Raw genomic sequence first — 24,439 nt, forward strand, 5'->3', positions numbered from 1 at the left:
TGGGCAGGAGGGGGGCGCATATACGGCATCTTCGGCAGCGAGTGGTTCTCGTACTTCCAGGAGTGTGAGCTGTTGACGCAGCCGCTGACAGCCATGCTCGCGTCCCTCTGCTGCGCCATTGTCTTGCGATGCTCCCTTGTGCTTGGGACCTGCGTCTTAGTGGGTCGCGAGGACGCCGGTGGGGGTCTTGCGCTTGCTGGCGGGATGGCGACGGGGTTTATCTCCAGCTACCTCAGCTACGAGGTCTTCGAGGCGACGGGGCGGATCCCCTACAGCGCAGCCCTTTTGGTTGCCTCGGAACTGGGTGTCCTGGTGATGGCGATGGTTGCTTAGATTGTCTCGATCGGTGCCTGTGGCTGGGGCGTGACTCAGGGAGGGGCGAGCGCAGAGGCGTCCTGTGAGGAGGGTGTCCTGCGAGCTGAGTCTTGCGAGGGCAGCTGGCAGAGGGAGGGCGGCACATCGCCGCTGATGGGTCTGGGCCTCGGTCTGGCAACGTGGTGCCTCCTCACACGCGTGGTGCCGCTCGGTCAGCTCCGCTCGTGGCCATACGAGGTCCTCGCTGCCCTTTCGATGTTCGTTCTTGCTGCTCTTGGTACGCGCCGCCTGCGACGCCCTCGGACCATGCCAGAGGAGGTCGCCTCGAGAGATCCCTTTGCCGTTCCCATGGGCTCGGACCCTCTTTCTGATGGGCCTTGCCCTTGCCCGTGGCACTGGGCTTGTGAGCGTGCTTTTGGGGAACTGTACTTCTCGCGTATGGATTGCGTGGACAAGGAGGTTTCATTATGAGCGATAGATATCGAAAGCCTGCGTATGCCGGCGCCACCTGTGGCGGTGGCGCTCAGGTGATGGGCCTCACGAAGCTCATACATGGTAGGGAGGTGCTGTCAGACGTCTTTGTCACGGTGTCAGCTGGCGTGACGGTCGGCCTCTTTGGGGCCAGGCCCCGCTTGGCCTATATCCGTCGTGACCAGTAGGCTCTGGAGAGGAGGCTTGCGGCCCCACAGGCAATCTCCGTCGCGATGAGGGTGTCGGCAACGGTCTCTTGGCCAAGCGCAAGTGCGACGAAGGTGGCGCAGAGCATGCCGACCATCAGGTAGAGAACCATGGGAAGGCCGCTCTTCGCCCTGATGGCCGCCAGGCGCTCGTCATGCTCCCGCGCGTAGTACTCGCGCAGGCAGTCAATCCTCCTCGCACGCATGAGCCTATGGATGCCGGTGGCCAATACCGCTGCGGCAGCACCTATGCACAGGCCATAGGTATAGTCTTGGGTGGCTCCCGTTACTGCACCATACGTCGCTCCCAGGATACCGATGAGGCAAAGTGAGGTGCCCAGTATGATCTGCCCGATCAGACGTGCCTTGAACCTCCTGAGCTCCTCTGTGAGCTGTTCGTTGGCGTTGTTTGTCTTGCTTGTTTCCATGATCGCTCCTCTGATGGGTTCGTGTTGTGGGTCTGTCGCCTGTTGGGCGGCCCTGCGCTAGTCGATGTCCGAGAAGTCAAAGATCTCCTCGATGGTGAGGCCAAAGTACTGGGCAATCTTGTGGGCGAGAGGAAGTGACGCCGTGTACTTGCCCGTCTCGATGGAGGTCACCGTCTGTCGCGTGACCCCAACCGCCATTGCCAGCTCGCTTTGAGAGACCTTTCGCTCTCGCCTAAGTTCTGGTATTCGCGTCCTCACATCAACCTCCTTCGTTCGGTGTGTAGTGGTATAGCAAGCTTGCTTTGCAAATATAGTAAAGCTCACTTTGCACTATATGTCAAGCGAACTTTGCAAACTTTTTTCGGATGTGAGACCGCTCGCCTCGACTGATCGCCTCGACTGCTCGCCTCGACCGCTCGCTTCCCTTGGCGAAAGTGCGCGGAGGAGAGAGGCCGCCCGAGCCCCTCCTAGCTTGCCTCGAGCGTGGCGAGCAGCGCCAGGTGATCCGAGCCTGCGACGCTGATGGTCTGGAGGTCTCCCACATAGAGCCCCGCGTCTCGGGAGTAGACGATGTGGTCTATCTCGATCAGGGGAGGGATCGTGGAGTTGGCGGGATAGGTCATGTGGAAGCCCTCTCCGGCCTGCTCGCCCGCGTCCACGAAGGACGAGCCCAGAAGCTCGCGGAAGCGAGCATGGTCCCAGGTCGCGTTGAAGTCTCCGAGGATGACGTAGGAATGCCTGTAGTTTGCAAGCTTGGCGATGGTGGTGAGTCCCTCGCTCCACAGTCCCTGACCACCCTTGTGCGGTGAGTTGGGGTGGGCCGAGACAAAGCGCACGGTCGTGCCACCTATGGAAAGGCTTCCCGCAGGCATCGCTGAGGTCTCGATGGGCAAGAGGCTCGTGTTCTGGTCGGACATCTGGGTCGCTGAGAAGAGCACGTTGATGCCACCGTTGTCAGAGCGGCCCGAGCTGCCGAGCGCGCTGTAGGGCAGCAGGTCGTGGATACCGGCGTCCGAGAGCTCCTGCAGAAAGCCCTGGCTCACCTCCTGCAGAGCCAGCAGCTCGACCTTCTGGGTCCGTACGACGTCCACGACCTTTGAGGCGCTGACGCGTCCGTTCAGGGTGTTGAGCGTCATGAGGCGAAGCACCCTGTCGTCCGTGTTAGGAGCAGTCCCCGACGAGGTGCTGGTGGCGCTCCTCGCGGTATCGCTCAGCGTGTGATGGGGGACAAAGTAGCCGACGTGCCACACGACGAGGGTCGCCAGGCAGAGGGCCGAGAGCACGGCGAGGATGCGTCTGTGCCAGAGTATCGAGAGCAGCACCACGACGAGCGTGGGTAGCACGGCAAAGGGCACAAAGGCAACGAGCTCGGGGATGACCCGGCCTGCCGAGCGACTGGACGGCACCATGCGTGCCGCCATGAGCACGAGCACGACCAGCATGCCCAGCCACATGAGCAGGCTGATGAGGCCATGGCGCGCGCGTCCTCTCCACCAGCGGCTGAGAGCGTTGCGGCGAACTGTTGATCCCTTGTCGGTGCGGTCCATGGCGTCCCTCCGAACGGCTTTGACGCCAGTCATTGTATCCGTATCTCGTCACTTCAAAACGTAAGCTCTGATTGGGACAATCCCAGCGCGGTCCCTCAGTCGCACCCTCCGTCGTCGGCCAGGCACCCCGGCGAAAGTGCCCCGCAGGCTCCGGGGTACCGAGTTTTGGGAATCAACTGGGCAAACCCCGGGCGAAAGTGCCCCGCAGATTCTGGGGCACCGAGCTCCGAGGCCCCTCTTGGTGTCGGCAACGGCCGCGCGGGGAGTACCGACGACAAGGCTAGGACCGGTGTTCGCGTCGGGTTCGGCTCTCGCGACACCGACAACCTCAAAACAACTTGACAGAACGCACTCATCGCGCCGCTCATGCCGCGCCGTCCGGACGAGTAGCCGGCGTTTCCCTGCGAGGCTTGCAAGGGGGAGGGGTGGAAGGCGGACGAGAGGAGGGGAAAAACAGGGACAGGAGGCGCGTGGAGCAAGGGCGGACAAGGCAAAGGCCGCGTAGCCAACCCCTTAGCCACGAATACTACCGAAGCCTCTTCTTATTCGGGATTCGGGGAAGATATGTCTCTCCGGGGGCTTGTGTGGGTTGCTGCCTCGGCGAAGACGCCAAGCTAGCGGCGGCGTCACTTACGCAGAGCATGTTTTCCTGACCAAGGGGGAGGCGGCCACCGAGGGGGCGCTGCCGGCACGCCATGACGGTTGGGGCGCTCGCGCCACCCGACGCGGCTCGCGTCGCAACTCGCATCGCAAAAGTGTACACAAACACTCCAAAACGGCTCCAAGGGGCCATTCTCGCCGATCTGTGTACACTCCTGACTGTCTCCACGTCCGATCACGCGACCGGACGGCGTCACGGGTCCTACGACGTCGACGGCCCCATGGCCCCACGCCGCCAGGGTGGCTCGGACCTGAGGCCCACGCCGCCAGGGCGGTGACGCACCCACCCACGCGAACTCACGAAGCCTCGAAGATATCCGAAGCTTGACTATTACGGTAACAAGTTGCATTTTTCGGAGAAGGCGAGCGGCTTGTCGCTGTAGTGGGCATGTTTAGGTGCAGGGGGCTTCGATTCCGGCAGAGAGACCGCCTGTAAGGTCGTTTGCGAGTGCGTCGTCGAGCTTGTCAACAATGCCCACGCGATGTGCTGCTGCTCGGAGAGCGGCGCATTAGCGATATCGATATCCCTAAAGGTCAAGCACGATTGAAAGCTGCCGGGAAACCTTGACCATGTCTTCTTTGGAGAGCGTCCCGATACGTGCGCCAAGTTCGCCCTTTCTGGCTGAGTAAATCTTCTCCGTCAGCACCCAGCTTTTCTTGCGCAAGCCGTTTTTCTCGGTTGGATCAATCACGACACGCGTAGATATATCACTTGAATCTTGCGAGGTCATCAAGCAGAGTACGATTGAATCAAACAGGTCGAGATCGTCATTTTGCACAATAAGCACCGGCCGGGGCTTTGATGCGTACGAACTCCCGCGTACCGTCCATAGTTCACCGCGTTTCATCGTAAGCTCTTCTGAAAGCGTTGTTGGTGAAGTTGAGCGCTTCTTCCTCAGTTGCAAAAGGCTCATAAAAAGCCTCGGGCCTCTTGCGCACATCGAAGGGAAAACCGCCGTCTGTGACGAAACGCTTCATGAACACCGTGAGCGCAACTGTGGGTGTAAGTCCTAGCTCTTCAGCCGTACTGTCAAATTCGCGCTTAAGTGTAGCGTCTACTCGGTTGCCAAGCGGTATGGTTGCCGTTGCCATGCTTGCCCCCTGTTATCATATGATAGCGATTGCTGTCGTTTGTCTACAGTATAGAACAATGGGCGAAGTGCAGCAACAATTACCGGATGCGCCCCTCTTTGTTAGACTACCGTTGACATGGCCAGCTTCTCCTCCCAGTAGGGATAGAGGGACAACCTGATGTCCAACAAGCGAAGGACGGACTTGTATCAAAGCTGGTCGAGAAGCTGACTGGTATCGACTTTTTTCACTGAGGAGACAGAAACGGGCAGGCTGTCGACAAGGCGACCATCAAGGTGGTACATTACCAGGTGGATGATGCCATACTCGGGCAACGGGAGTGCAAACACGTGATTGCCCTTTTGCTCTACCGGCTTTGCAGCATGGGCGGGAAGCGACCGGTCGTGCTGCTCTTCTACGGGCCATCCGAAGTAGGTAAAACTGAAAGTGCAAAGTGTTTGAGCGAGGCATTGAGCGGAAAGCTGGCCCGCGTGCAGATTTCAATGATGCAGACGACTGAGACACACGGCTACATCTTCGGCGGAGCACTCGAAGGGCAGCTTTGTGAGGGACCTGCTTGGCAGGGAATCCAACGTTGTTCTTCTCGACGAGTCCGAAAAGGTGAGCTATTCGCTCTACAACGTCTTCTACCAACTGTTCGACGAGGGGCTGTTTATCGACACGAACTACGAGGTCGACATCAGGGATGGAATATTCATTCTCACATCCAACTTTGCGACTGGGGCAGAGATCAAACAAAGTTTCGGCGCTGCAATATACTCACACATCGGCTCCTGCATCGTCTTTGACGACTTGTCATTAGAGGCAAAGCAAACAATGGCGGAGCGGCACGTAAGCGAGGTGTATCAATGCCTCGACGATGAGGAAAAGGAGAGCATTGATTCGACAGACCTTGCGGCGTGGTTCCAAGACGATGCGGAGCGATATGACAGCATGCGCATCATGAAGACGAAGATCGACCGAGTAGTGTTCGGCCACCTGACAGACAGGCTGTTATCGGACCTTGAGACGGAAGATGAGCCAGCCTGATTGGAGAGGACGGAGGATAGTGTGTTCGACCTCAACGAACTCAAGTCATACCGGGAGGGCAACCGCCTGGAGGTGAAGAAGGCGCTCGGGCGCGATGGGCAGGGCGAACTGCCACGCAACGTGTGGGAGACGCTTTCGGCCTTCGCCAACACCGCCGGTGGCGTCATCGTCCTTGGAGTGACCGAGCGTAAGGACGGCAGCTTCGTAGTGCACGGCATCCCGAAGGTTGGCAAGGTCCTCGACGACTTCTGGAATGCGGCACTTTCCGAGGACAAGGTTTCGGCACGGTTCATGAAGGACTCCGACGCCACACTAGAGACCGTCGAGGGCAAGGACATCATTGTCATTCGCGTGCCATGGGTGGACCGCCACATGCGCCCCATCTTCATCAACGATAGCATCTTCGGTGGCACCTTCCGCCGCACGCACACTGGCGACCACCTGTGCGGGCGCGAGGAAGTCCTCTCCATGCTGCGCGACTCTGACACATCGAGCCAGGACGCCGCCGTGGCCGAGAACGTGCAGCTCGACCATATCAGCCGCGAGACGGTCGAGCGCTACCGCCGGCGCTTCAACGAGCGCAACGAGGGCCACGTGTGGGGTCGCGTGGACGACACGACCTTCCTCACCAACATCGGGGCGTTACGGGCGGATGAGAGCAGCGAGCTCAGGCCCACGCGGGCGGGCTTGCTCATGTTCGGCGAGGACCGCTGGATCACCTACGAGTTCCCGCACTACTTCCTGGACTATCGCCAGGAGGCTGGGGCCGTCGAGCGTTGGGCGGACCGCTTCACCAGCCAGCCGGGCGACTGGACGGGCAACGTCTACGACTTCTACTTCCGCGTGTACAACAAGCTCAGGGCGGCGCTCAAGGTGCCCTTCCGCCTGGACGGCGTAGACCGCGTGGACGACACGCCCGCCCACGAGGCGCTGCGCGAGGCCATCGTGAACGCGCTCACGAACGCCAACTGGTTCGACCGACGCGGCGTGGTGTGCGTGTGGGACGACGAGGCCATCACCATCGCAAACCCCGGAGACTTCCGCATGCCCGTCGAAGAGGCGAAGAAGCCCGGCAGCACCGACCCGCGCAACGAGACCATGATGAGGATGTTCGCGATGGTGGAGATCGGCGAGCGCGCGGGCAGCGGCATGGACAAGATCTTCGGAGGCTGGGCATGGGCCGGGTACGCGGAGCCGAGCTACGAGGTCGCCTACGGCCCCGACCGCACCACGCTCACGCTTCCGCTCGCATCGACCGGCGATCGAACGCGAAAAGCGGTCGATTCGAGCGGCCGATTCCGTACGGAGGCGACCGAGACGGCGCGGGCGGCCATACTGGCGCTCTTTCCAGACAGGCGTACTGCGTTGAAGTCGGCTGAAATCGCCGAGCGAATCGGGCTGGGCAAGACGAGGACAAACGAGCTGCTGCGGGGCTTGGTTGGTGACGGTCTTATCGTCGCGGAGGGCTCGGCGCGCAACCGCGTTTACAGGCGAGCCGAGCAGTAGGGCGGACACTGGGTGCGCGGTGATCGTCGGGCACAACCACGGCAGTCATTGCATGTGCCTACGATCCCGATGCTGCACTCTCGCAGCCGCTCTTCCCGCCGGGAGACGCAGCAGGCTGCAGGCTCCCAGAGCCACAAGCGGGATACCCGTCACGAAGCCGAGGGGGCTGGGGTCGAGCAGAGTCTTGCCACACGAGCAGAAGACGAGGCCCACGCTGGCTATGGTATTGGAGGCACCATGGGCCAGGGCGCATGGCCACACGCTCCCCGAGCGGACCCGTAGCAAGGAGAGTTAGCAGGACATCGCGGTGCACGCGAGGGTTATCGTGAGGATCCCTGCGACGGGGAAGTCCGCGTAGCCCATCCCGTAGTTGTGCCCCATGACAATGGCGGGGATGTGTCACAGCCCCCGAATTCTGGGGCACCGAGCTCCCGCAGGGTAGTCCGACAGCTCGCGCTGGGTCCTGCGGAGGTCCTGCTGGGAGCAGACACCCCGGCGAAAGTGCCCCGCAGGCTCCGGGGTACCGAGTTTTGGGAATCAACTGGGCAAACCCCGGGCGAAAGTGCCCCGCAGATTCTGGGGCACCGAGGCTTGGGACCCCGAACTCCGAATCCCACTGGGTGAGCCGCGCTAGCCCGTACGCATCAGAGCGTCACCGTTTTGATGGGTGTGTAGGTGAGCGAGCCTCCCTTGGGGTGGTCGCTCCACATGAGGCTGGCGCTCGTGTGGCGGGTCGTAACGGACGCAGTCTCGCTTGTTAGGGTCGCGCAGAGCTCAGCAAGGTTCACGCCCTTTGGGACGCAGACGTTGCGTGCGAGCGTCACGTGCGGCCTGAACGTCTCGCCACCGTATGGCAGGCCACGCACCCGAAGCTCGTCTGCCACCAGCTCTTGGAGCAGCCCGAGCCCCTGGGGGCAGCCGCTATCTGTCGGTCCCACCCAGAGTATGGAGTTCCTGCGCTTCTCGAAGCAGGAGATATGACCGAGCGCAAGGTCGATGGGAAAGCTGCTGGGGTCAAGAGCCGGTCTTTCCGGGCGCTCCGCACCATCTGTGCCCTCGATAGGCGAGTCACCCGTCCCTTTGTCTGCCAGAGCATTCCGATACGCCGTGACCGCAACGTCCAGCGCCTCCCTCGCGAGGGTCTCCCGGTCCTCGTCGCAGGGTCCTATGAACGAGAGCGTCATGTGCAGGTTGCCCGGTGCTGTAAGCCTGCCCGTGGCGATATGTCCTTTGAGCGCGTTCTGCCTCTGGACGAGCCAGTCCCTCTCGGCCTCGGAGAAGGTCAGCGCTACGAAGAGGCGACGTTCACCCATGGCCAACCCCATTTCTTCCCATGCGGCCCGCCGACCCGTCATGCGCCCCGACACCTTGGTCGCGTGCGCATGTCCTGATTGCGTCACGGTGCCGTGCCGTGCGCGCCGCAGCTAGCCTATGATGATAGCAAAGAGGCTGCAGGAGAGGGACGCCATGTCCAATATGACCGACTACCTACGCTGGCGTGGGGACATTACGCTTGAGGAGCGCCCGCTCAACGACGTGGACGCTCTCGTTTTGGCCACCGTCTCCTACCTTGACTTTGACGACATCGTCCCACCCGACGTCTCAGGTGGCATAGCATTGGGTGACGCCTGCCAAGAGGTCCTCGCACGCACGGGTGACGACATCACGAGCGCAGTGCGCTCCATGGCATCCATCGACACGAGCTTCGTCGTGGCCCTCGCTCAAAGCGAGCGCTTCGGTTCCCTGTTCATGAGCCGCTACCTTGACCAGGTGGACGAGGCGACGAGCCTGCAGTTCTCAGCCGTCACGATCGGGCTTCCCGGCGGTGACCTGCTCATCTCCTTTCGGGGGACCGACAGCACGCTCGTCGGCTGGCGTGAGGACTTTATGCTTGCCTTCACCGTCACTGAGGCGCAGCGTAAGGCGAAGGTGTACCTGAAAGACGCGCTCGCTGGGTCGGATGCGGGCGCGAGGGTCGTGCTCGCCGGTCACTCCAAGGGAGGCTGCCTCGCGGAGTACGCGGCCGCGACCTGCCCAGAGGCACTGCTGTCCCGTATAGGCCGGGTCTACAGCTTCGATGGCCCGGGACTTGACCGGGCGGTGCTCTTGGACGATGCCTTTTCGCGTTTGGGCGAGAGGTTCTGCCACATTCTGCCGAGGTTCTCGGTGGTGGGCCAGCTTATGGATCGCCTTGAGGTGCCACGCCGCTACATCGAGTCAAGCGAGTGGGGCATCATGCAGCATGATCCCATGAGCTGGCAGGTGGGACCCGCCGACCTCGTTCAGGCGGATGGCCTGGCACCCGAGGCAAAGACCTTGGACGACGCGATCGCCTCATGGCTGTCGGGAGAGGATCTTGAGACGCGTGAGCTCTTCGTGAGGGAGCTCTTTGACATCCTGGGGGCTGGTGGTGCGACGACGATTGCCGAGGTTGTCACAAATGGTGGGGTGCAGCGGGTGATCGCCGCCGCCGCGCAGGCGAGCGAGGGGACCAAGCAGGTCATAGGTAGGCTCATTGACACGTCCATGCAGGCTACGAAGGAGAGCGTCGCGAGTGGGGTGGCCGATGGTGTGGAGGGCATCGCTCGCGTCGTCAAGCGTACGGGAGAAAACCTTGCCTCAAGGATCGGGGAGAGTCTCATGGTCCGTGAGGCCGCGACCAAGGTCGCCGAGATGGGCGAGATGCTTGGCGCAAGAGCGCTGCCCGGCCAGACTGAGCGCTCGGAGCAGGAGGGTCCAGCCGACGGGTCGGGCGGCGAGGAGGAGCAAGACGGATAGCTCGCGAGCGGGCATCCGTCGCCCTCAGTTCGCGCCGACGACGAGGCCCACCACCGTGGCGACGATCGAGACGATGATGGCGCCAAAGAACGCGGAGCCAAAGCTCTCGATCGAGATGCCCGCATGGAAGATCTCGCGCGAGAGATAGCTTGCCAACTCGAGCATGAGCGCATTGAGCACCAGGTAGAAGAGGCCGAGTGTTACGATTGTAATGGGAAAGGAGAGTATCACAAGGATGTGCTTGAGCGTTGCGTTCACGAGTGCGAGGGCAAGTGCGCACATGATAGGACCTGCGTAGTCCCCACCAACGGTGTCGATTCCCGGAACGAGCCAGACCGCCGACATGACCGCAATGGACGTGACCGCCCAACGACCGATGAACTCCATAAGCCACTCCTTTCATGTGCTCATGGCATCCTTATACCCAAAGGGGCACCAGGGGAACAATGGCTAGCATGGTCCTGTGTAGCTCAGGCCGTGTCTTCAGGTGGGTGAGCGGGGGGTTGCCACGCCCGCTCTGCGGAAGGGGGTCTGGCCCGTTGCGTGGGCGAGGGGCCACGGTAGGGGAGAGTTTGAGGAGAGGTCAGCATGTCCCTTAACATCCTTTGGACGGATGACGAGCGTCTGGCTGGCGCGGACGTCACGCGTGTGCTTACGTCGGCGCTCTCGTCGTGCGCCGGCGCGACGCTTTTCGTCCCGAGCTTCGCCCAGCAGCAGCTGGCAGCGTGTCAGGTCGCTCGTCACCCCGACCTTTCCCTGGGCGTCACCGTGACCACGCCTTTGGCGTGGGCCGAGGAGCGCTGGGGAATCTGGGGTGATGGCAGGGGTCTGGTCGACGAGGCGGCGCGTTGCCTCCTGACAAGAGAGGTGCTCTCCTCGGCTCCCGACGAGCTGCGCGGCGGCTTGGGTACCAATCCGGGGACCAGGCGCCTTGTGGGCGAGCTCGCCTCACGAGCCCTGCCCTGGATGCCCCCTGCGAAGGGTGGGGAGCTCGATGACGCACGCGTCTGCGAGCTTGGCCTTACGGATGGCGAGAAGGCAGCCCTTCGTCTGGTGGGTCGCTATGCCCAGAGGCTGCATGACCATGGCCTCATCGAGAGGAGCGAGCTTCTGTGCGGCGTCGCGGACGCACTGCGCGAGGCGGGCGTCGTTGTCGCGCCCGTGGTCGTCTCCGGCTTCACGTCCATGGACCGCGCCGAGAGGGAACTGCTGGCTGGGCTTGCTGGCCTATGCGAGGTGACGGTGGCGTTTGGCAGGAAGAACGCAGAGCTCCTTGCTGGCTGCGAGGAGCTTGCCGAGAGTCTGCGCGCCCTTGCCGACAGGGGTGCGCAACGGGAGGGCCCAGGCACGCGGCATGACGGGTTGCAAGGCGCGGTTCCGTCCGCCACCGCAGGTGTGCGGCAGGGTGGGGAGACGGGCTTGGTGCCGTCCGTCCTCGCGGACGCCACTCCCGCAGACGCCACCCCCTCGCTCGTCCGCGACCCTGAGCTCGAGGAGCTGCTGGGAAGGCTCTTCTTGGCCTCTGGGAAAAGGGTGGTCGCGAGAGGATCCGTCTCGCTCCTCGAGGCGGCAGGTCCCCACGCCGAGGCCGAGCTCGTCGCACGCAAGATAGACGAGCTCGCGTGCAAAGGGATCACGAGCGTCGTGGTCGTCGCGCCTGACGTGGAGCGTGCCTGGAGGGAGCTTGCCCCCAAGCTCGAGGCCCGAGGTGTCTCCGTCACAGCCGAGCTTCCCTGTGCCTTCCCGAAGACGGACGAGGGTCGTGCCTTCCTGGAGTTTGCGCAGGGCGTGGCCCAGCTCGCCACGCTCGCAGAGACCTGGCCCCCCTCACAGGCGAGTGCGGAGGGGGAGCTCGTCCGTCTTGGGGACATGGGCTGGTGGCCCCCTAGGGGCCTTGCGGACTTTCTGCTCTCGGGCATCTCCTGCGTTCCCACCACACAGGCCTATCGCCTTGACCGCAGATGGAGGCAGGACCGCCTACTCACGCCGACGGACGTCCTGAGGGACCTGCAGAGTCCCAAGATGACGAGCCTGCCCGTCGCCCAGGCGACGAGGGAGCTTCTCAAGGGAAGGCTCGCCTCGGCCGCATCGAAGCTCCTCGGGCCGCTTTTGGGGAGGACGGAGCCTGGTCTGCAGGACTTCGTCCAAGATGACCGGGGACGTAGGACCCAGGAGCTCGCCCGGGCAAGGGAGGCGCTCTTTGATGCCCGCGCCACGGCCGTGCTCGCACTGGTCCTCAAGGTCGCCGCCACGCTCAGGAGACTTGGCGCTGTGGTTGACCCCAAGCGGGGAGGCACGGTCACGCTTGCGGGACTCGTCGCCCAGGCGACAGACGCTCTCTCGGATGCGCTCGTCTCCCTGCGCCCGACGCTCGAGGTTGCGGGCGCTACCTGCAAGGTACGGATACTGAGTGCCCGGGCAGCGGCGCAACTCGAGCCCGCGAGCGTCGACGCCGTCGTCCTCATGGGGCAGAGCTCGGACGAGTCCTTGGTGGGAACGGGAGACGACGTCCTCTCCGCGCTGCTCGTCCTTTTGGGTGTCGAGAGGGACAGCGACCCCTTGCCTCAGCTGCGCTCTGCGTTTCTCTCTACGCTTGCCGCTGCGCGCAGCCGCGTGGTACTCGAGCGCAGCCTGCTCGACCGCTCGCTCAGGCAGCGCTGGCCCTCGGTCATGCTCACCGAGCTGAGGTCGTGCTACGAGGGCGGGGGTGCTGGGAAGGACGGCCTTCCTGTGGAGCGTCTGGATGAGGCAGAGGCGGACGCCAACTGCGCGCCCTCAGGCCGACCCTCGGTACGCGTGGGACAGGAGGCGCTTGGTCAGCCGGGAGCGGTCTCGCCCTCGCTCAGGGGCCTCGTCGTTGTCCCGCCCGAGGGTAGGGCGGAGCTTTTGGACGGGCGACCCCTCCTCTCGGCATCGCAGCTCGAGAGTTACCTGGAGTGTCCCTATAAATGGTTCAGCCTGCGGCGGCTCGGCCTTCAGAACTCGGACGCGGACCTCACCAGCTTGGAGATGGGGACCTTTGCCCATCGAGTGCTTGAGGTGACGCACCGCACGATGCTCGACCGGGCACGAGAGAGGCTGCTTCGGGAGCGTGGGCGAGCGGCGAACACCCAGCTTCCCCTCACCGAGCGCATCGAGGGGTCACGCGTGGGCGAGGGCGACAGTGAGGGCCTCGAGCGCGCGCGGCGGATCCTCTCCGACGAGTTCGACCTTCACCTCGAGCATCAGTACCTCAGGCAGGGTAAGGGATCGCGCGCCCAGGTCTGCGTACCCCATGACGACGAGGAGAGGGGCCAGCTCGAGCAGCTGCGCCAGGACCTGCTCTCGACGCTCGACTATGAGTCTGGCCTCTTTCTGGGCTTCGAGCCACGCCTCTTCGAGTGGAGCTTCGGCAGGGGTGAGGCACCGGTGGAATATGCCGGTGCCTACCTTGTGGGTACGGTCGACCGGGTGGACGTCGATGCCCACGGCCTCGCCATCGTCATCGACTACAAGCACCGTAGCCCGACGGTCTTTTCCAAGGAGTACGGTATCCCCACGCTCGCCTCCTTGGGGAGCTTCGTGCTGCCGCGTCGCGTCCAGTCGCTGGTTTACGGACAGGTGGTGCGCAGGCGGCACCCGGATCTCAGGGTGGTCGCTACGGTGTATCTCTCGAGCAAAGGGCGGCACGCCGTCTTCGGGGCGGTGTCGCGCAACGTGTCCGACCGCGTCTTTGGCAGCCACCCCTTGGACCCCAGGCAGCTTCCGCTTACGCAGGTGGACGATGCCTGTGACTTCGGGGTGGCAGGGTCTTCTCGCGGCATGGAAGCCCTGCTCGACGCGACCGAGGAGGCCATCGCCGAGAAGGTCGAGCAGCTCCTCGCGGGCCATGTCGAGGCCGATCCCATCGACGCCGCCGCGTGCCACTACTGTCCGGTCATGAACTGCGACATGAGGAGGTCGGGATGGGCGAGGTAGGGCTTGCGGGCCTGAGTCCCGAACAGCTGCGCATTGCCACGACCCTCAAGGGGGCGCTCTTCGTCGAGGCGGGAGCGGGCTCGGGCAAGACCTTCACCCTCACGAGGCGTGTTGCCCAGGCGCTCTGTCCTGGCTCCGGCGAGGGGGGCGCCCCCTTTCTGGACGACCTCTCCCAGGTGCTGGTCATCACCTTCACCAACGCCGCTGCGAGGGAGATACGGGAGCGCGTGCGCTCGACCTTGCGTGACGCCGGCATGCGCGAGGCGGCCCTCCAGGTCGACTCTGCCTGGATCAGCACGATCCATGGCATGTGCTCGCGCATCCTGAGGCGCCATGCCCTCGACCTGGGACTTGATCCCGCGTTTCGCATGGCCACAGAGAACGAGACCAGCCTGCTTCAAAACCGGGCACTCATCGAGGTCGTGGGAGCCGCGCACGCGTCCGGCGGCCGGGACGAGGACCAGGCCGTGCTCTTCGACTCCTTCGGGCTGGGTCGTGCGACGGGTGCCTCGCGCACGGGTGCCATGAGGGTCGTGGACAGGCTCTGCGCCGTGGCAAAAAGCGCGACGGGGGGCTTCGATGGCCTTAAGCTCGCTCAGACTGCCGACATCGGCCAGGCCATGGGCTCCCTTTTGGGCGCCTACGAGAGCCTGCATGCCCAGAGGCTCACGCCGTCTGCGGCGCAGCGGGTCGACCCGGCCCTCGATCTTGTGCACGACTTCGCCTCCCGGGCGCCTGGGCAGAAGGACGCCTCGGCAGCCCGCGAGCTGCTGTGCCAGGTCCGCTCCATCGGCTTTCCGCGTCCCTCGAAGGCGTACGCCGAGTTCGTCTTCGATTTGCGTCGCGTCTTTGAGGAGACCTGGGCGGACGTCGTCCTCTCTGAGAGCGTTCCGGCCCTGCGTGCCGCGCTCGCGCTCGCTCGCACGGTCGAAAAGCGCTACGGAAGGCTCAAGTCCGAGCGCTCGCTTCTTGACAACGATGACCTCATCGGCCTCGCCCTTGCTGCCGTGAGGGACAAAGCCGAGGTGGCGGCCGACTATGCCGGTAGGTTTCGCCTCGTGATGGTGGACGAGTTTCAGGACACTGATGCCCGCCAGCTCGAGCTCATAGGCCTCCTTGCCGGTGGCGGGTGGGGCCGGGTTGCGACCGTGGGCGACGCCCAGCAGTCCATCTACCGCTTCAGGGGTGCGGACGTGGGCGTGTTCAGGGAGCACGGACGCAGGGTCCCTGAGGCGGGCCACGTGCGCATGGCGACCAACTACCGCAGCCACGCCGACGTCCTGTCCTTTGTCGACGCGGTCTGCGGCGGCAGGAAAGGTGTGCTTGCCGACTTCATGCATCTTGAGGCTAGCCCGGGTCGTAGGGACGGCTACCGGGCCTCTGCGCTTGACCGTATCGACGTCGAGCTCGTCTGTAGCGACCATCGCTCGAGGGGCGTCGCGACGGGCGTCGTGGCAACGTGCATTGCCGAGAGGCTCAAGGCGTACGCGGACGCCGGCCAGAGCGCAGGCGACATGGCGCTTCTGCTCGGCACGACCACGCATGCCGCAGATTACATAGACGCCATCCGGGCGTGCGGCCTGGAGTGCGTCGTCACGGGCGGCTCCACCTTTACCTCTGCGCCCGAGGTGGGCGTGATGGCCGCGCTGCTGCATGCGCTCGCCAACCCCCATGACACCGAGCCGGGACTCTTCCCGCTCCTTGCCTCAGAGATGTTCGAGCTTGGTGCCGACGACTTCGTGCAGTTGGGGACAAGGCCGCAGCTTGTGCTTGACGCCCCGACCAAGCGTACGGTGGACCGAGGACTCGAGACGATGGGCTTCTATGGGGACGAGCCGCCCTCGGCCAGCCTCCGGCGGGCCCGCGACGTGCTCTGGCGCGCTCGCCAGAGGTTGAGGTCCCTGCCCGTGGCCGACGTCTGCTTGGAAGTCGTGAGGGAGTCAGGCTGGCTCGCGCGGCTCGAGGAGGAAGGGCAGGAGGGCCGCTCTCGCGAGGCCAACGTGCTCGCTGCCATCGACTACATCCGCGACCTCACCGACGAGCTCGGCCTCGGGCCGGCTCGTGCGGCGGGGGAGTTCGACACCTGGCTCGAGCTCTCCAAGATCCCACCCGCCGCCCTCGCCGGGGGTGGGCAGGACTCGGTGCGCGTCATGACCATCCACGCTTCCAAGGGGCTCGAGTTTCCCATCTGCGCGGTGGCCGAGTGCTGGAGCGACCCGAGGCCAGAGAGCGGCGTCGTGAGTGGGCGCGACAGTGGGGGAAAGACACGGGTCGTGCTCGTGCCACCGCTTGCGGACAAGGAGAGGATAGACCTCAGCCGCTCGGAACCGTGCGAGAGGCCCTCGAGCGTCTCGGAGGTCCTGGCGCAGCTTCGGTCGACCAACGCCCTGGAGGACGCGCAGGAGAGGACGCGTCTGCTGTATGTGGGGATGACCCGTGCGAGGGAGGCCCTCATCCTGGGCATTCAGGTGATCCAGTCGAAGTCGTCCGGCCTTGGGCCCGAGCTTTCCGCAGGCGTCGTGAACGCCCTCTTTGGCACGGAGCTGCCAGCTCCCGGTGAGCACGCCCTGAGCTTTGGCGAGGGGGGAGCTGGCCGCCTAAGGAGCGTGAGGGTGTCCACGCGCGAGGACTACGTGGAGATCGACGATGGGGCCGGTCCTCAGGTGCAGGAGGCGCAGGAGGAGCCCGAGAGAGCCCCCTCGCGGACCTTCACCCTCTTTGACGTGGAGCACTCAGACATCGAGGCGCGCGCAAGCCTCGCACCGGTGCGCGAGGGGATCTTCAGCTATTCCTCGGTGAGCGCACAACTGCGGGCGAGCGCGCGCGAAGCGCTCGAAAGGGAACTGGACACGGCTTGGGACGAGGCGCCCGCCACAAATGATGAGGACAGGGCCACGAACCTTGGGTCGGCCTTCCACGAGCTTGCCCAAGCCCTAGTCGAGTCTGGTGCGTATGAGCCCGGTGAGGCACGCCTCGGCGCGAGCGTGCGTCGCTGGGGGCTCTCGCCTCGGGCACAGGGGCGCCTCAGGGCCGCGCTCGGGCGCTGGTGCGGGTCTGAGCTTCGGGCCGAGGCTCGGTCGCACAGCCTCGTTCGTGCGGAGATCCCGTTCTTCATGAGAGTCGACTCCACCTATGGCGAGTACGTCGAGGGGTCCATCGACCTCCTCGCGACGGATGCGGGCTCACGCCATGCCCTGGTCGTGGACTACAAGACGGGGGACGCGGGCCTTTCTGAGGAAGAGCTCCGCGCCCATCACGAGATGCAGGCGAACTTCTATGCGAGCGTGCTCATGCAAGGCGGCCTCAAGGACGTCGAGTGCGCCTTCTGCTGCGTGGAGCGTGACGCGTCCGAGCTGGGGGGCAGGGCGGGCCAGCCACTCGTCGTGCGCTACCGCTTTGACGGGAAACACCCACCTCGCCTGGGATCGTGAGCGGGCCCTGGCGCAACCCCCCCGCAGCCTGGCGGGGGGTTGTGTGAGCACATTTGCCCAGTTGGGCCATTTTTCATAGTGCCCCGCAGGCTGGCGGGGGGGGTTGCGCCCCGCGCCTCCCGGGCGACGACGTGACGGAAAGGCGCAGTCTGCGGCTCCCGCGTCACGCAGACTGCGCTTTTCCGTGAGGCGTCGGGCCGGGATGCGCCCCTCCGCGAGGCCGCACGCGCGGCCCTCCCCTGTGGTCCTCCTATGAGAGGTGGTCGAAGCACCGGCGGGTTATAGGAACATGTGTTCCTGCTAGCATCGCACGACCAGCAGTAGCGTACTCGACAATGCGGCCACCACCAAGATGACGGAGGCATTTGTGATAGGGTGCCCGCTGCCAAAAAAGGACTTTCCTTACGATAACGCCGTCATCAAGCCGGCGAACAGAAATCTTGGGAATCCGGAGATGATCCGGGGAAGACCCGCCGACATAGCGAAGCTGAGGCGGGAGCTCGAACCGTGCGCACGACGGCACGGCAGCGAGTGGACCCACTCCACGTCAGGCTGCACCAGCCCGGTAAAGTTCAGGAAAACGGGGGCTGCGGGAAAAGCCTCATGTGCTTGCGACTCCAAACGGCAATGCGGCGAGGCCGGGCGCCTCAATCGGAATGACGGGCCTCGCCTCCTAACGCTCGAGGCTGTTGGGATCCAGCAAGAAGTCGAACAGTCCCATGGTTACGATGCCGTGCTCGTCGCGGCTCACGTTGACCACGTCCTTCACTACGACGATCTTCTTGAACGAGTCGTCGATGCCCAGTAGCGACGCCTTCTCCTGCTCGGCCTTCATCGCATCGGGGATGGCGAACGCGGACTGGACATAGTAGCGCCTGCCGGCGAGGTTTGCCACGAAGTCGACTTCGCGGGCAACGGGGCGCTGGACTCCCTCGGCGTCGTATTCTCGGCTCTTCACCACACCGACGTCCACAGAGAAGCCGCGGTAGCGCAGCTCGTTGTAGATGACATTCTCCATCAGGTGGTTCTCCTCACCCTGACGGAAGCCCACCCGGGCGTTTCTCAGTCCCACGTCCTCGAAGTAGTACTTGAGCGGTGCGCCGATGTACTTGCGCCCCTTCACGTCGTAGCGACTCGCGGCGCTCACCAAAAACGAATCTTCCAGGTAGCCAATGTAGGCCTTGACGGTGTTCAGGCTGATGTTGCTCTTCAGCACGCTCTTGAACGTCGCCTGGACCCTCGAGGCATTGGTAAGGGAGCCCGTAGACGACGCCAGCACGTTCAGCAGGTCTTCCAGCTCCTGTGTCTTGCGCAGGCCATTGCGCTCGATGATGTCGGCGATGTATGTCTCCTCAAAGAGGTTCTTGAGGTAGGCAGCCTTCTGCTCGGGTTTCGCCATGGTGGCCACCAGCGGCAAGCCCCCAAACTCCACGTAGTCAGCCCACGCCCGCGCCTCGCCGTCGTTGCGGCACTGCATGAACTCGCCGAAGGTGAGCGGCAGTACGTGCACCTCGTCGCCGCGTCCCCGGAACTCCGTGACGATGTCGGTCGATAGAAACTTTGAGTTACTACCTGTCACATACACGTCGACCCCCGGCATGCGCGAAAGCTCGTTGAGAACCTCCTCGAAGTCACCGAGTAGTTGAACCTCGTCGAGCAGCACGAGGCGCTCCCCACCGCCCTCAAGCCTAGGCATCGCCCACTCCAAAAACGCGTCGGGGTCGCGCAGGGGCCGAGAGCTGCGCAGGTCGAAGGCCAGCTCCACAATACGATCATCGGGCACGCTCTCTTCGCGCAGCAGGTCGCGGTACAGCTTGAACAGCAAGTAGGACTTGCCGGCCCGGCGCGCTCCCGTGACCACCTTCACCAGCCCGTTGCCGCGCCGTGTCGCCAGGTCGCGCAGGTACTTGTCCCTATCTATTTCCATATCCGCCTTCCTAATGACTATTAGGAACTTATGAGTACAAATTTGTCAATAAGATTATGTACCTCTTAGCCGGGTCTCACCGTTAAGAGTAGAAAGGGGAGGTGAAGGGTCCCCGTCGCGTGACTGACTTACTCCTCAAGTTATAGTTGAGAATAGTACCCTATTCGGGTACAACATGGGTATTAATAGGAGGAGGTTCCCGATGGCAACCGCAGCAGTGACGAGGCGCGCCGAGATAAAGACGCGCACGACCGACGAAGTGAAGAAGGGTGCCACCGAGGTGTACGCCCGCTGGGGCCTGAGCCTCAATGACGCCATCAACACGTTCCTCGTCAAATCCATCGAGGTCGGGGGCCTTCCCTTCGACCTGCGCCCGGAGGTGCCGTCCTACGATGCCATCGCCGCCGTGGCCTACCGCGCGCCGCTGAACGCCGAGGGTGTGGCTGTGCTGCCGGCGGGATGGGACGACGGCGATGAGTGAGCCGATTCCCCAGCCTTGGGAGGTCTGGCATGCTCGCTTTGACTTCTCCGAGGGCCATGGCTACAAGTACCGCCCGATCATCGTGCTTGCGACGAGGCTCGACGGGCTGCTCGTGGCCATGGTGACGGGCGTCGCCAACAAACTATCGCTTGAGCACGACCATCCCATACGTGAATGGGAGGCAGCTGGGCTTGACAAGCCGTCGATCGTCCGGCTCGATCGCATCGCCGAGATTCCCGCTGGCTACCTGGGCACGGCGGGCCGCATCGGATGCCTTACCAACGGGGACATCAACGCGATCAAGGCGATACTGGCCAAGATCACCCGATAGCGGCTTACCCCCAGCGCCTGCTTGACTCGATCCTCCACTGCTCTTCTCGATGGCATGAGTGGGGTGCTCCGAGGCCTCGTAATTCAGCTCGCCACACAGACATCGACGCCGTCGTGTGTCAATGCTTCCCTCCATTTGCTGGGAATACTCTCGTCAGTGATGAGCGACATGTGCTTTCCCGACAGCCGCATGGGGATGGCGCCGCGTCGGCCGAACTTCTCGGATTCGGTGAGCACGACGACTTGCTCTGCCGACTCCGCCATGGAGCATGCGGCGTCGCCGCGCATTTGGTCGGCGTTGGTGGGGCCCACGCCCTGAACCCAGCCGTCTGCGCCGATGAAGAGCTTCTCCACATAGAACTCCCGCGCGCAGGTACGTAAAAGTGGGCCTACCGTCACCTGGCTGTCGCGCTGATAGGTGCCGCCTAGAAGCGTGCAGCTCACATTGGCGCTGTCACGCACGTAGCCCGCTATGAAGGCGCTGTTGGTGACAATGGTCAGGCCCCTCCTCGTGTCCGCGAGCTCGCGCACGAGCAGTGCGCAGCAGCTGCCGCTCTCGACCATGATGGTTGAGTCGTCGCGCACGAGCCTTGCTGCCTCGTGCGCGATGCGGCGCTTCTCGTCGTAGTGATATGCCAGACGCCCACCCACGTCATTGAGGTTGGAGAGCGTGGCAAAGCCGTGTTGGCGAATCACGAGCCCTCTCTCCTGCAACGCATCCAAGTCCTTGCGAACCGTAACCTCCGAGACACCCAGAAGTTCGCTGAGTTCCGATACCTCCACTCGCTGCCGGGAAGTGAGTATGCTGAGAATACGGCTGTCACGCTTGGCCATCGTATGTGCCCCAAGTTTCTTTTGCAGTTAGTACCATTGTTTTTGCATGGTACTTCAATTTCATTCGCACTACAAGGACAAAGACCTACCCTCAGCAGAAGCAAGGCGATCCACGCTTGCTTTTCGTGGGCAGGCCCGTGATGCCTTCTCAGGCTGAGGCCGCCATCGCGGCACGGTCGGCCCAGGCGAAGGTCGGCGATCGACATGACGGGACCTAGCAACACGTAATTTCCACAGTCCTCTGTTTCCTGAGTTGCTAGTATCCTTTCCTAAAATCGCAGGTGATCCGTATTGTCAACTTGTGGTTGACGCATGAGCGGACAAAAAGCGCCCAGCGGTTGGTTGCGGCAACCGCGTGGAGGGGGTCAAGATCGACAGGAAAGGGGCAGGGGACCATGCAGGCTCTGTCTGACGATTCGATGGGCATACGCAACAACAAAGGCGCGGCGGGCCAAGGGGGGTGCGTGGACAGCGTGGGAGACAGCATTCAACGCCAGAGGGTTGCGCACGGCATGAGCCAGGCGGCCCTCGCCCAGAGCTTGGGCATCAGCCGTCAGTCCGTCGCGAAGTGGGAGGCAGGCAAGAGCCGTCCGGAGCTGGAGAAGATGATACGGCTCTGCAGCCTGTTTGGTTGCACGATGGATGAGCTGGTGTATGGGGCTAACCGTCACGTCGAGGCGCCTGCCGAGCGTGAGGTCCCAGTGCCCGTGACCGTCGCAGGCGGGCGCGAGACCCCCGACATGCCCGCCAAGGACGCCGCCGGATCCGAGGCGTCGACGCGGGCCGACGCGATGCGAGACTACGACCGCTACGTCTCGAGGCGCTGCGTGCTCATGGCGCTGGGGTGGGCAGTGCCCGTTATGGGCATGGGCGTCTCCTCCCTCTGCGTCGGGCTGGGCGCGTCGAGCTCGTTTGCGGTCACGCTGTGGATGGGGTCCGCCATCGCGGGCGGCATGCTGCTTCGCACGGCCCGCCTCGAGCGGCTCGAGATGATGGGGGCGCATCCTCGCGTTGACGACTTCCACACGCCGGAACAGAGGCGCGTCACGCGCAGGCTCCAGACGGGCGTCTACGCGGCTGCACTCGCCATGCTCTGCTCCGCCCTCGTCCTGTCGTATGCGAGCGAGTGGGTCTCGGGGTACTGGTGGCACCTCGCGGGGCTCTCGTGGCTTCTCCTCTCCCTGGCCGTCTTCCTTGGCGTGCGGGGCTACCAGCGAGGAGGTGCCTGCTCCACCGAGCGCTACAACAGGGGAAGCGAGTCACGCGCAAGCAGGCGTTCGGACAAGAAGGAGCGGTGAGGTTTGTCATGCGAGGGACCATGGCCGTGGGCGATAACGATGCGCGGGTGCTCGAGGTCAGGGACGTCACCAAGCGCTTTCGCGGCGCGCCTGCGCCCGCGCTTGACCACGTGAGCCTGAGCGTGGGGCGCGGCAGGATCTACGGCCTGGTGGGCAGGAACGGCGCGGGCAAGACCACGCTCATGCGCATCATATGCGGCCTGTCCCACCCCACGTCCGGGGCCGTCTCCATCTTTGGCCAGGAGGGCGAGAGGGGCCTCTGCCGCGCCCGCACCCACATGGGATGCCTCATCGAGGGGCCGGCCGTGTACGCGGGCCTCACGGCCTTCGAGAACATGGCCATGCGCGCCTACCAAAAGGGATGTTACGACAGGGCGGGGATCGTCCGCACCCTGGAGGCCGTGGGGCTTGCCGAGGCGCAGGGCAGGCGTGCCCGCGACCTCTCGCTCGGCACCCGCCAGCGCCTGGGCATAGCCATGGCCCTCGTGGGCGACCCCGCGCTCCTCGTCCTGGACGAGCCCACCAACGGCCTGGACCCGGTGGGCATGGCGGACATGAGGAGGCTGCTTCGCCTGCTCTGCGACCAGAGGGGCACGACCATGCTCATCTCGAGCCACATCCTGTCCGAGCTATACCAGATGGCGGACAGGTTCGTGCTGATGGACAAAGGGAGGATCGTGGAGGAGCGCACCCACGGGGAGCTGGCTCGGACGTGCGGCTCGGGAGAGTCGGCGGAGAGGTACTTTATCGGGAGGATCATGGGAGGTCAGGCGCGGTGGGCGTGATGGGGCGGCTCCTGAGAGCCGAGATGTACCGGCTTGTCCACGAGAGGCAGTTTCTGTTCGCCCTCCTGGTCATCCTCGGGTTGTACCAGTTTATGTATATGGGCGGAAGCTACTACGCCCTGCAGGGCTTCGACGCGCTGACGCGCTCCATGGTTGCCGTGAGGCTCGGCTGCGTCCTTCTGGTGGCCGCGATGTTTGGTGGGTCGTACCTTGCGGAGGACTTCGAGACCCGCACGTTTCAGTCCCATGTCGTCGACGGCGCCACGCGCGGACAGGCGCTCCTCGCCAGGCTCCTCGTGTTCTACGTGGCAGGGCTTCTCCTCGTGCTGGCGTTTCCCCTGGTTTACACGTTGTACTGCACGCTTGCAAACGGCGGATGGGGTGGGGGTGGGTGGGGCGCGCAGGGAGGCGACCCGCTGTCCTTTCTTGCGTACGTGGCTGCGGCGCTGGCCGTCGTGGCCGCCTGCGCCTCCGTCTCGGGACTCGCGGCGGTCCTGTCGAAGAGCGTGAGGACCACGGTTGCCTGCGCCGGGGGCGTTGTCGCCGCGCAGTGGCTTCTCACCATGTCGGGCCTCGAGGTTACGGCGCCGCTGCTATGGCTGCCCCTGCCGGCGCTCGACTGGGCGAACTCGGGCCAGCTTCCCACAGTCTGCGCACTGGTCGTCAGCGTGGCCTGGGCCTGTGTCCTGACGACAGCTGCGTTGCTCGTCGTGAGGTGCGGTGATCTTGCATGAGGGCTCATGCCCTATGCCGGAGGGGAGGGCCGTCATAAGGCATATGGCATGCGTAGTCTCGATGAAATTGAGGGCCTTGAGGATGTCGTGTTGCAGGGTGGCTTCGGGTTTGGCTGTGGCTGTGGCGATATTTTTGGAGCTTTTTGCGGGTAAGTGGTAAGTGGGGGAGCGGGGTAGTGGTCTTTTCAGATACCTCCGATGTGCACCACCGTCTCTTCGCTATCGTTTAATAGGCTGGCATTGTATGACTATATGGATAAAAAATATCCTAAAACTGTTCGGTACATCGCTCTTGATTTGTGCGGCTGTTGCGGTGCTTGTGGGAGTTGCTGCGGCTCTCAGGCTTCCGTACGATACTGGCAGCTTCCTTACACTAGACTTCATATCGAGTATCGGTTTGATTCCTTTTACTTTTGGTATGCTGGTGACTATGATTGTCGCATCGGACCACTTTAGCAAGCGTATCATAGGGGCTAGAGTTGCTATAGGAGCAAGCCGTGCCTGTATATTCAGGGAATTGTGGTTAGGTGGTCTTGTACTTTCTATTTTGCCAACCATACTTTGCGTGCTTACCTGTCACGCAATAATGATTGCGGGGGTCAGCGAGTCCCGTGGTGTCGAGGGTGAAGC

At 63.5% G+C, this 24,439-nt stretch carries 21 protein-coding genes; 12 read left to right on the top strand and 9 right to left on the bottom strand.

Annotation, left to right across the window (positions count from 1 at the left end; all coding sequences use genetic code 11):
- Window positions 1–72 precede the first annotated feature (72 nt).
- Both ADJ70_RS02040 and ADJ70_RS02045 read left to right on the top strand, forming a co-directional pair.
- On the top strand, window positions 73–333 hold the full coding sequence (locus ADJ70_RS02040) for a hypothetical protein (RefSeq protein ID WP_050343042.1): 261 nt from the start codon (window positions 73–75) through the stop codon (window positions 331–333).
- A gap of 449 nt (window positions 334–782) precedes the next feature.
- Window positions 783–974: a hypothetical protein gene (locus ADJ70_RS02045; protein WP_050343043.1), complete on the top strand. Its 192-nt coding sequence runs from the start codon at window positions 783–785 to the stop codon at window positions 972–974.
- On the opposite strand, the gene ADJ70_RS02050 is transcribed toward ADJ70_RS02045, so the two are convergent.
- The 5 genes from ADJ70_RS02050 to ADJ70_RS02070 form a co-directional block, all read right to left on the bottom strand.
- Window positions 953–1,420 (bottom strand): hypothetical protein, encoded by a 468-nt coding sequence (locus tag ADJ70_RS02050; RefSeq protein ID WP_050343045.1) that lies wholly within the window; start codon window positions 1,418–1,420, stop codon window positions 953–955. The genes ADJ70_RS02045 and ADJ70_RS02050 overlap by 22 nt on opposite strands.
- Before the next feature lie 57 nt (window positions 1,421–1,477).
- Entirely contained in the window at window positions 1,478–1,678 is a 201-nt protein-coding gene (locus ADJ70_RS02055; protein ID WP_050343047.1) for a helix-turn-helix transcriptional regulator, read from the bottom strand.
- Window positions 1,679–1,887: 209 nt separating this feature from the next.
- Window positions 1,888–3,000 carry an endonuclease/exonuclease/phosphatase family protein gene (locus ADJ70_RS02060; protein ID WP_157051354.1) on the bottom strand — a complete coding sequence of 371 codons (1,113 nt, stop codon included), beginning with the start codon at window positions 2,998–3,000 and terminating at the stop codon, window positions 1,888–1,890.
- A gap of 1,154 nt (window positions 3,001–4,154) precedes the next feature.
- Window positions 4,155–4,475: a type II toxin-antitoxin system PemK/MazF family toxin gene (locus ADJ70_RS02065; protein WP_050343051.1), complete on the bottom strand. Its 321-nt coding sequence runs from the start codon at window positions 4,473–4,475 to the stop codon at window positions 4,155–4,157.
- Window positions 4,462–4,719: a type II toxin-antitoxin system RelB/DinJ family antitoxin gene (locus tag ADJ70_RS02070; RefSeq protein WP_050343053.1), complete on the bottom strand. Its 258-nt coding sequence runs from the start codon at window positions 4,717–4,719 to the stop codon at window positions 4,462–4,464. The genes ADJ70_RS02065 and ADJ70_RS02070 overlap by 14 nt, the downstream gene beginning before the upstream one ends.
- 543 nt (window positions 4,720–5,262) lie before the next feature.
- Here ADJ70_RS02070 and ADJ70_RS02075 point away from each other — a divergent pair.
- Both ADJ70_RS02075 and ADJ70_RS02080 read left to right on the top strand, forming a co-directional pair.
- Window positions 5,263–5,748 (top strand): AAA family ATPase, encoded by a 486-nt coding sequence (locus ADJ70_RS02075; RefSeq protein WP_050343055.1) that lies wholly within the window; start codon window positions 5,263–5,265, stop codon window positions 5,746–5,748.
- A gap of 21 nt (window positions 5,749–5,769) precedes the next feature.
- A complete protein-coding gene (locus tag ADJ70_RS02080; RefSeq protein ID WP_172674428.1) occupies window positions 5,770–7,254 on the top strand; it encodes an RNA-binding domain-containing protein in 1,485 nt (494 codons plus the stop codon).
- Window positions 7,255–7,898: 644 nt separating this feature from the next.
- Here the strand turns inward: ADJ70_RS02080 and ADJ70_RS02085 are convergent.
- Entirely contained in the window at window positions 7,899–8,567 is a 669-nt protein-coding gene (locus ADJ70_RS02085) for a 2'-5' RNA ligase family protein (protein ID WP_050343059.1), read from the bottom strand.
- Between the two features lie 154 nt (window positions 8,568–8,721).
- Here ADJ70_RS02085 and ADJ70_RS02090 point away from each other — a divergent pair, with 154 nt between their 5' ends.
- Complete coding sequence (locus tag ADJ70_RS02090) at window positions 8,722–10,032, top strand: Mbeg1-like protein (protein ID WP_062393066.1); 1,311 nt, start codon at window positions 8,722–8,724, stop codon at window positions 10,030–10,032.
- Window positions 10,033–10,056: 24 nt separating this feature from the next.
- Here the strand turns inward: ADJ70_RS02090 and ADJ70_RS02095 are convergent, their stop codons facing one another.
- A complete protein-coding gene (locus ADJ70_RS02095; RefSeq protein WP_050343063.1) occupies window positions 10,057–10,419 on the bottom strand; it encodes a phage holin family protein in 363 nt (120 codons plus the stop codon).
- Window positions 10,420–10,620: 201 nt separating this feature from the next.
- On the opposite strand from ADJ70_RS02095, the gene ADJ70_RS02100 reads away from it, so the two are divergent.
- Window positions 10,621–13,989 carry a PD-(D/E)XK nuclease family protein gene (locus ADJ70_RS02100; RefSeq protein WP_050343064.1) on the top strand — a complete coding sequence of 1,123 codons (3,369 nt, stop codon included), beginning with the start codon at window positions 10,621–10,623 and terminating at the stop codon, window positions 13,987–13,989.
- On the top strand, window positions 13,977–17,420 hold the full coding sequence (locus ADJ70_RS02105) for an exodeoxyribonuclease V subunit beta (protein WP_050343066.1): 3,444 nt from the start codon (window positions 13,977–13,979) through the stop codon (window positions 17,418–17,420). Before ADJ70_RS02100 ends, ADJ70_RS02105 begins: the two co-directional genes overlap by 13 nt.
- Window positions 17,421–18,093: 673 nt before the next feature.
- On the opposite strand, the gene ADJ70_RS02110 is transcribed toward ADJ70_RS02105, so the two are convergent.
- The gene (locus ADJ70_RS02110; RefSeq protein ID WP_050343069.1) at window positions 18,094–19,347 is read right to left on the bottom strand and encodes an ATP-binding protein; all 1,254 of its coding nucleotides are present in this window, start codon (window positions 19,345–19,347) and stop codon (window positions 18,094–18,096) included.
- Between the two features lie 202 nt (window positions 19,348–19,549).
- Here ADJ70_RS02110 and ADJ70_RS02115 point away from each other — a divergent pair, with 202 nt between their 5' ends.
- Window positions 19,550–19,828 carry a type II toxin-antitoxin system RelB/DinJ family antitoxin gene (locus ADJ70_RS02115; protein ID WP_050343071.1) on the top strand — a complete coding sequence of 93 codons (279 nt, stop codon included), beginning with the start codon at window positions 19,550–19,552 and terminating at the stop codon, window positions 19,826–19,828.
- Window positions 19,821–20,159: a type II toxin-antitoxin system PemK/MazF family toxin gene (locus ADJ70_RS02120; RefSeq protein WP_050343073.1), complete on the top strand. Its 339-nt coding sequence runs from the start codon at window positions 19,821–19,823 to the stop codon at window positions 20,157–20,159. The genes ADJ70_RS02115 and ADJ70_RS02120 overlap by 8 nt, the downstream gene beginning before the upstream one ends.
- An 83-nt stretch (window positions 20,160–20,242) precedes the next feature.
- On the opposite strand, the gene ADJ70_RS02125 is transcribed toward ADJ70_RS02120, so the two are convergent.
- Complete coding sequence (locus ADJ70_RS02125) at window positions 20,243–20,992, bottom strand: DeoR/GlpR family DNA-binding transcription regulator (RefSeq protein WP_050343075.1); 750 nt, start codon at window positions 20,990–20,992, stop codon at window positions 20,243–20,245.
- A gap of 395 nt (window positions 20,993–21,387) precedes the next feature.
- On the opposite strand from ADJ70_RS02125, the gene ADJ70_RS02130 reads away from it, so the two are divergent.
- Genes ADJ70_RS02130 through ADJ70_RS02140 form a run of 3 tightly spaced genes read left to right on the top strand, consistent with a single transcriptional unit; the run spans window position 21,388 to window position 23,809 of the window.
- Complete coding sequence (locus ADJ70_RS02130; RefSeq protein WP_050343077.1) at window positions 21,388–22,290, top strand: helix-turn-helix transcriptional regulator; 903 nt, start codon at window positions 21,388–21,390, stop codon at window positions 22,288–22,290.
- Window positions 22,287–23,075, top strand: a complete 789-nt coding sequence (locus ADJ70_RS02135; RefSeq protein WP_050343079.1) for an ABC transporter ATP-binding protein — start codon at window positions 22,287–22,289, stop codon at window positions 23,073–23,075. Before ADJ70_RS02130 ends, ADJ70_RS02135 begins: the two co-directional genes overlap by 4 nt.
- Window positions 23,075–23,809, top strand: a complete 735-nt coding sequence (locus ADJ70_RS02140) for a hypothetical protein (protein WP_157051356.1) — start codon at window positions 23,075–23,077, stop codon at window positions 23,807–23,809. The genes ADJ70_RS02135 and ADJ70_RS02140 overlap by 1 nt, the downstream gene beginning before the upstream one ends.
- Window positions 23,810–24,439: the final 630 nt, after the last annotated feature.

It is taken from the genome of Olsenella sp. oral taxon 807 (genome assembly GCF_001189515.2).
In the GTDB taxonomy this organism is placed as follows: Bacteria; Actinomycetota; Coriobacteriia; order Coriobacteriales; family Atopobiaceae; genus Olsenella_F.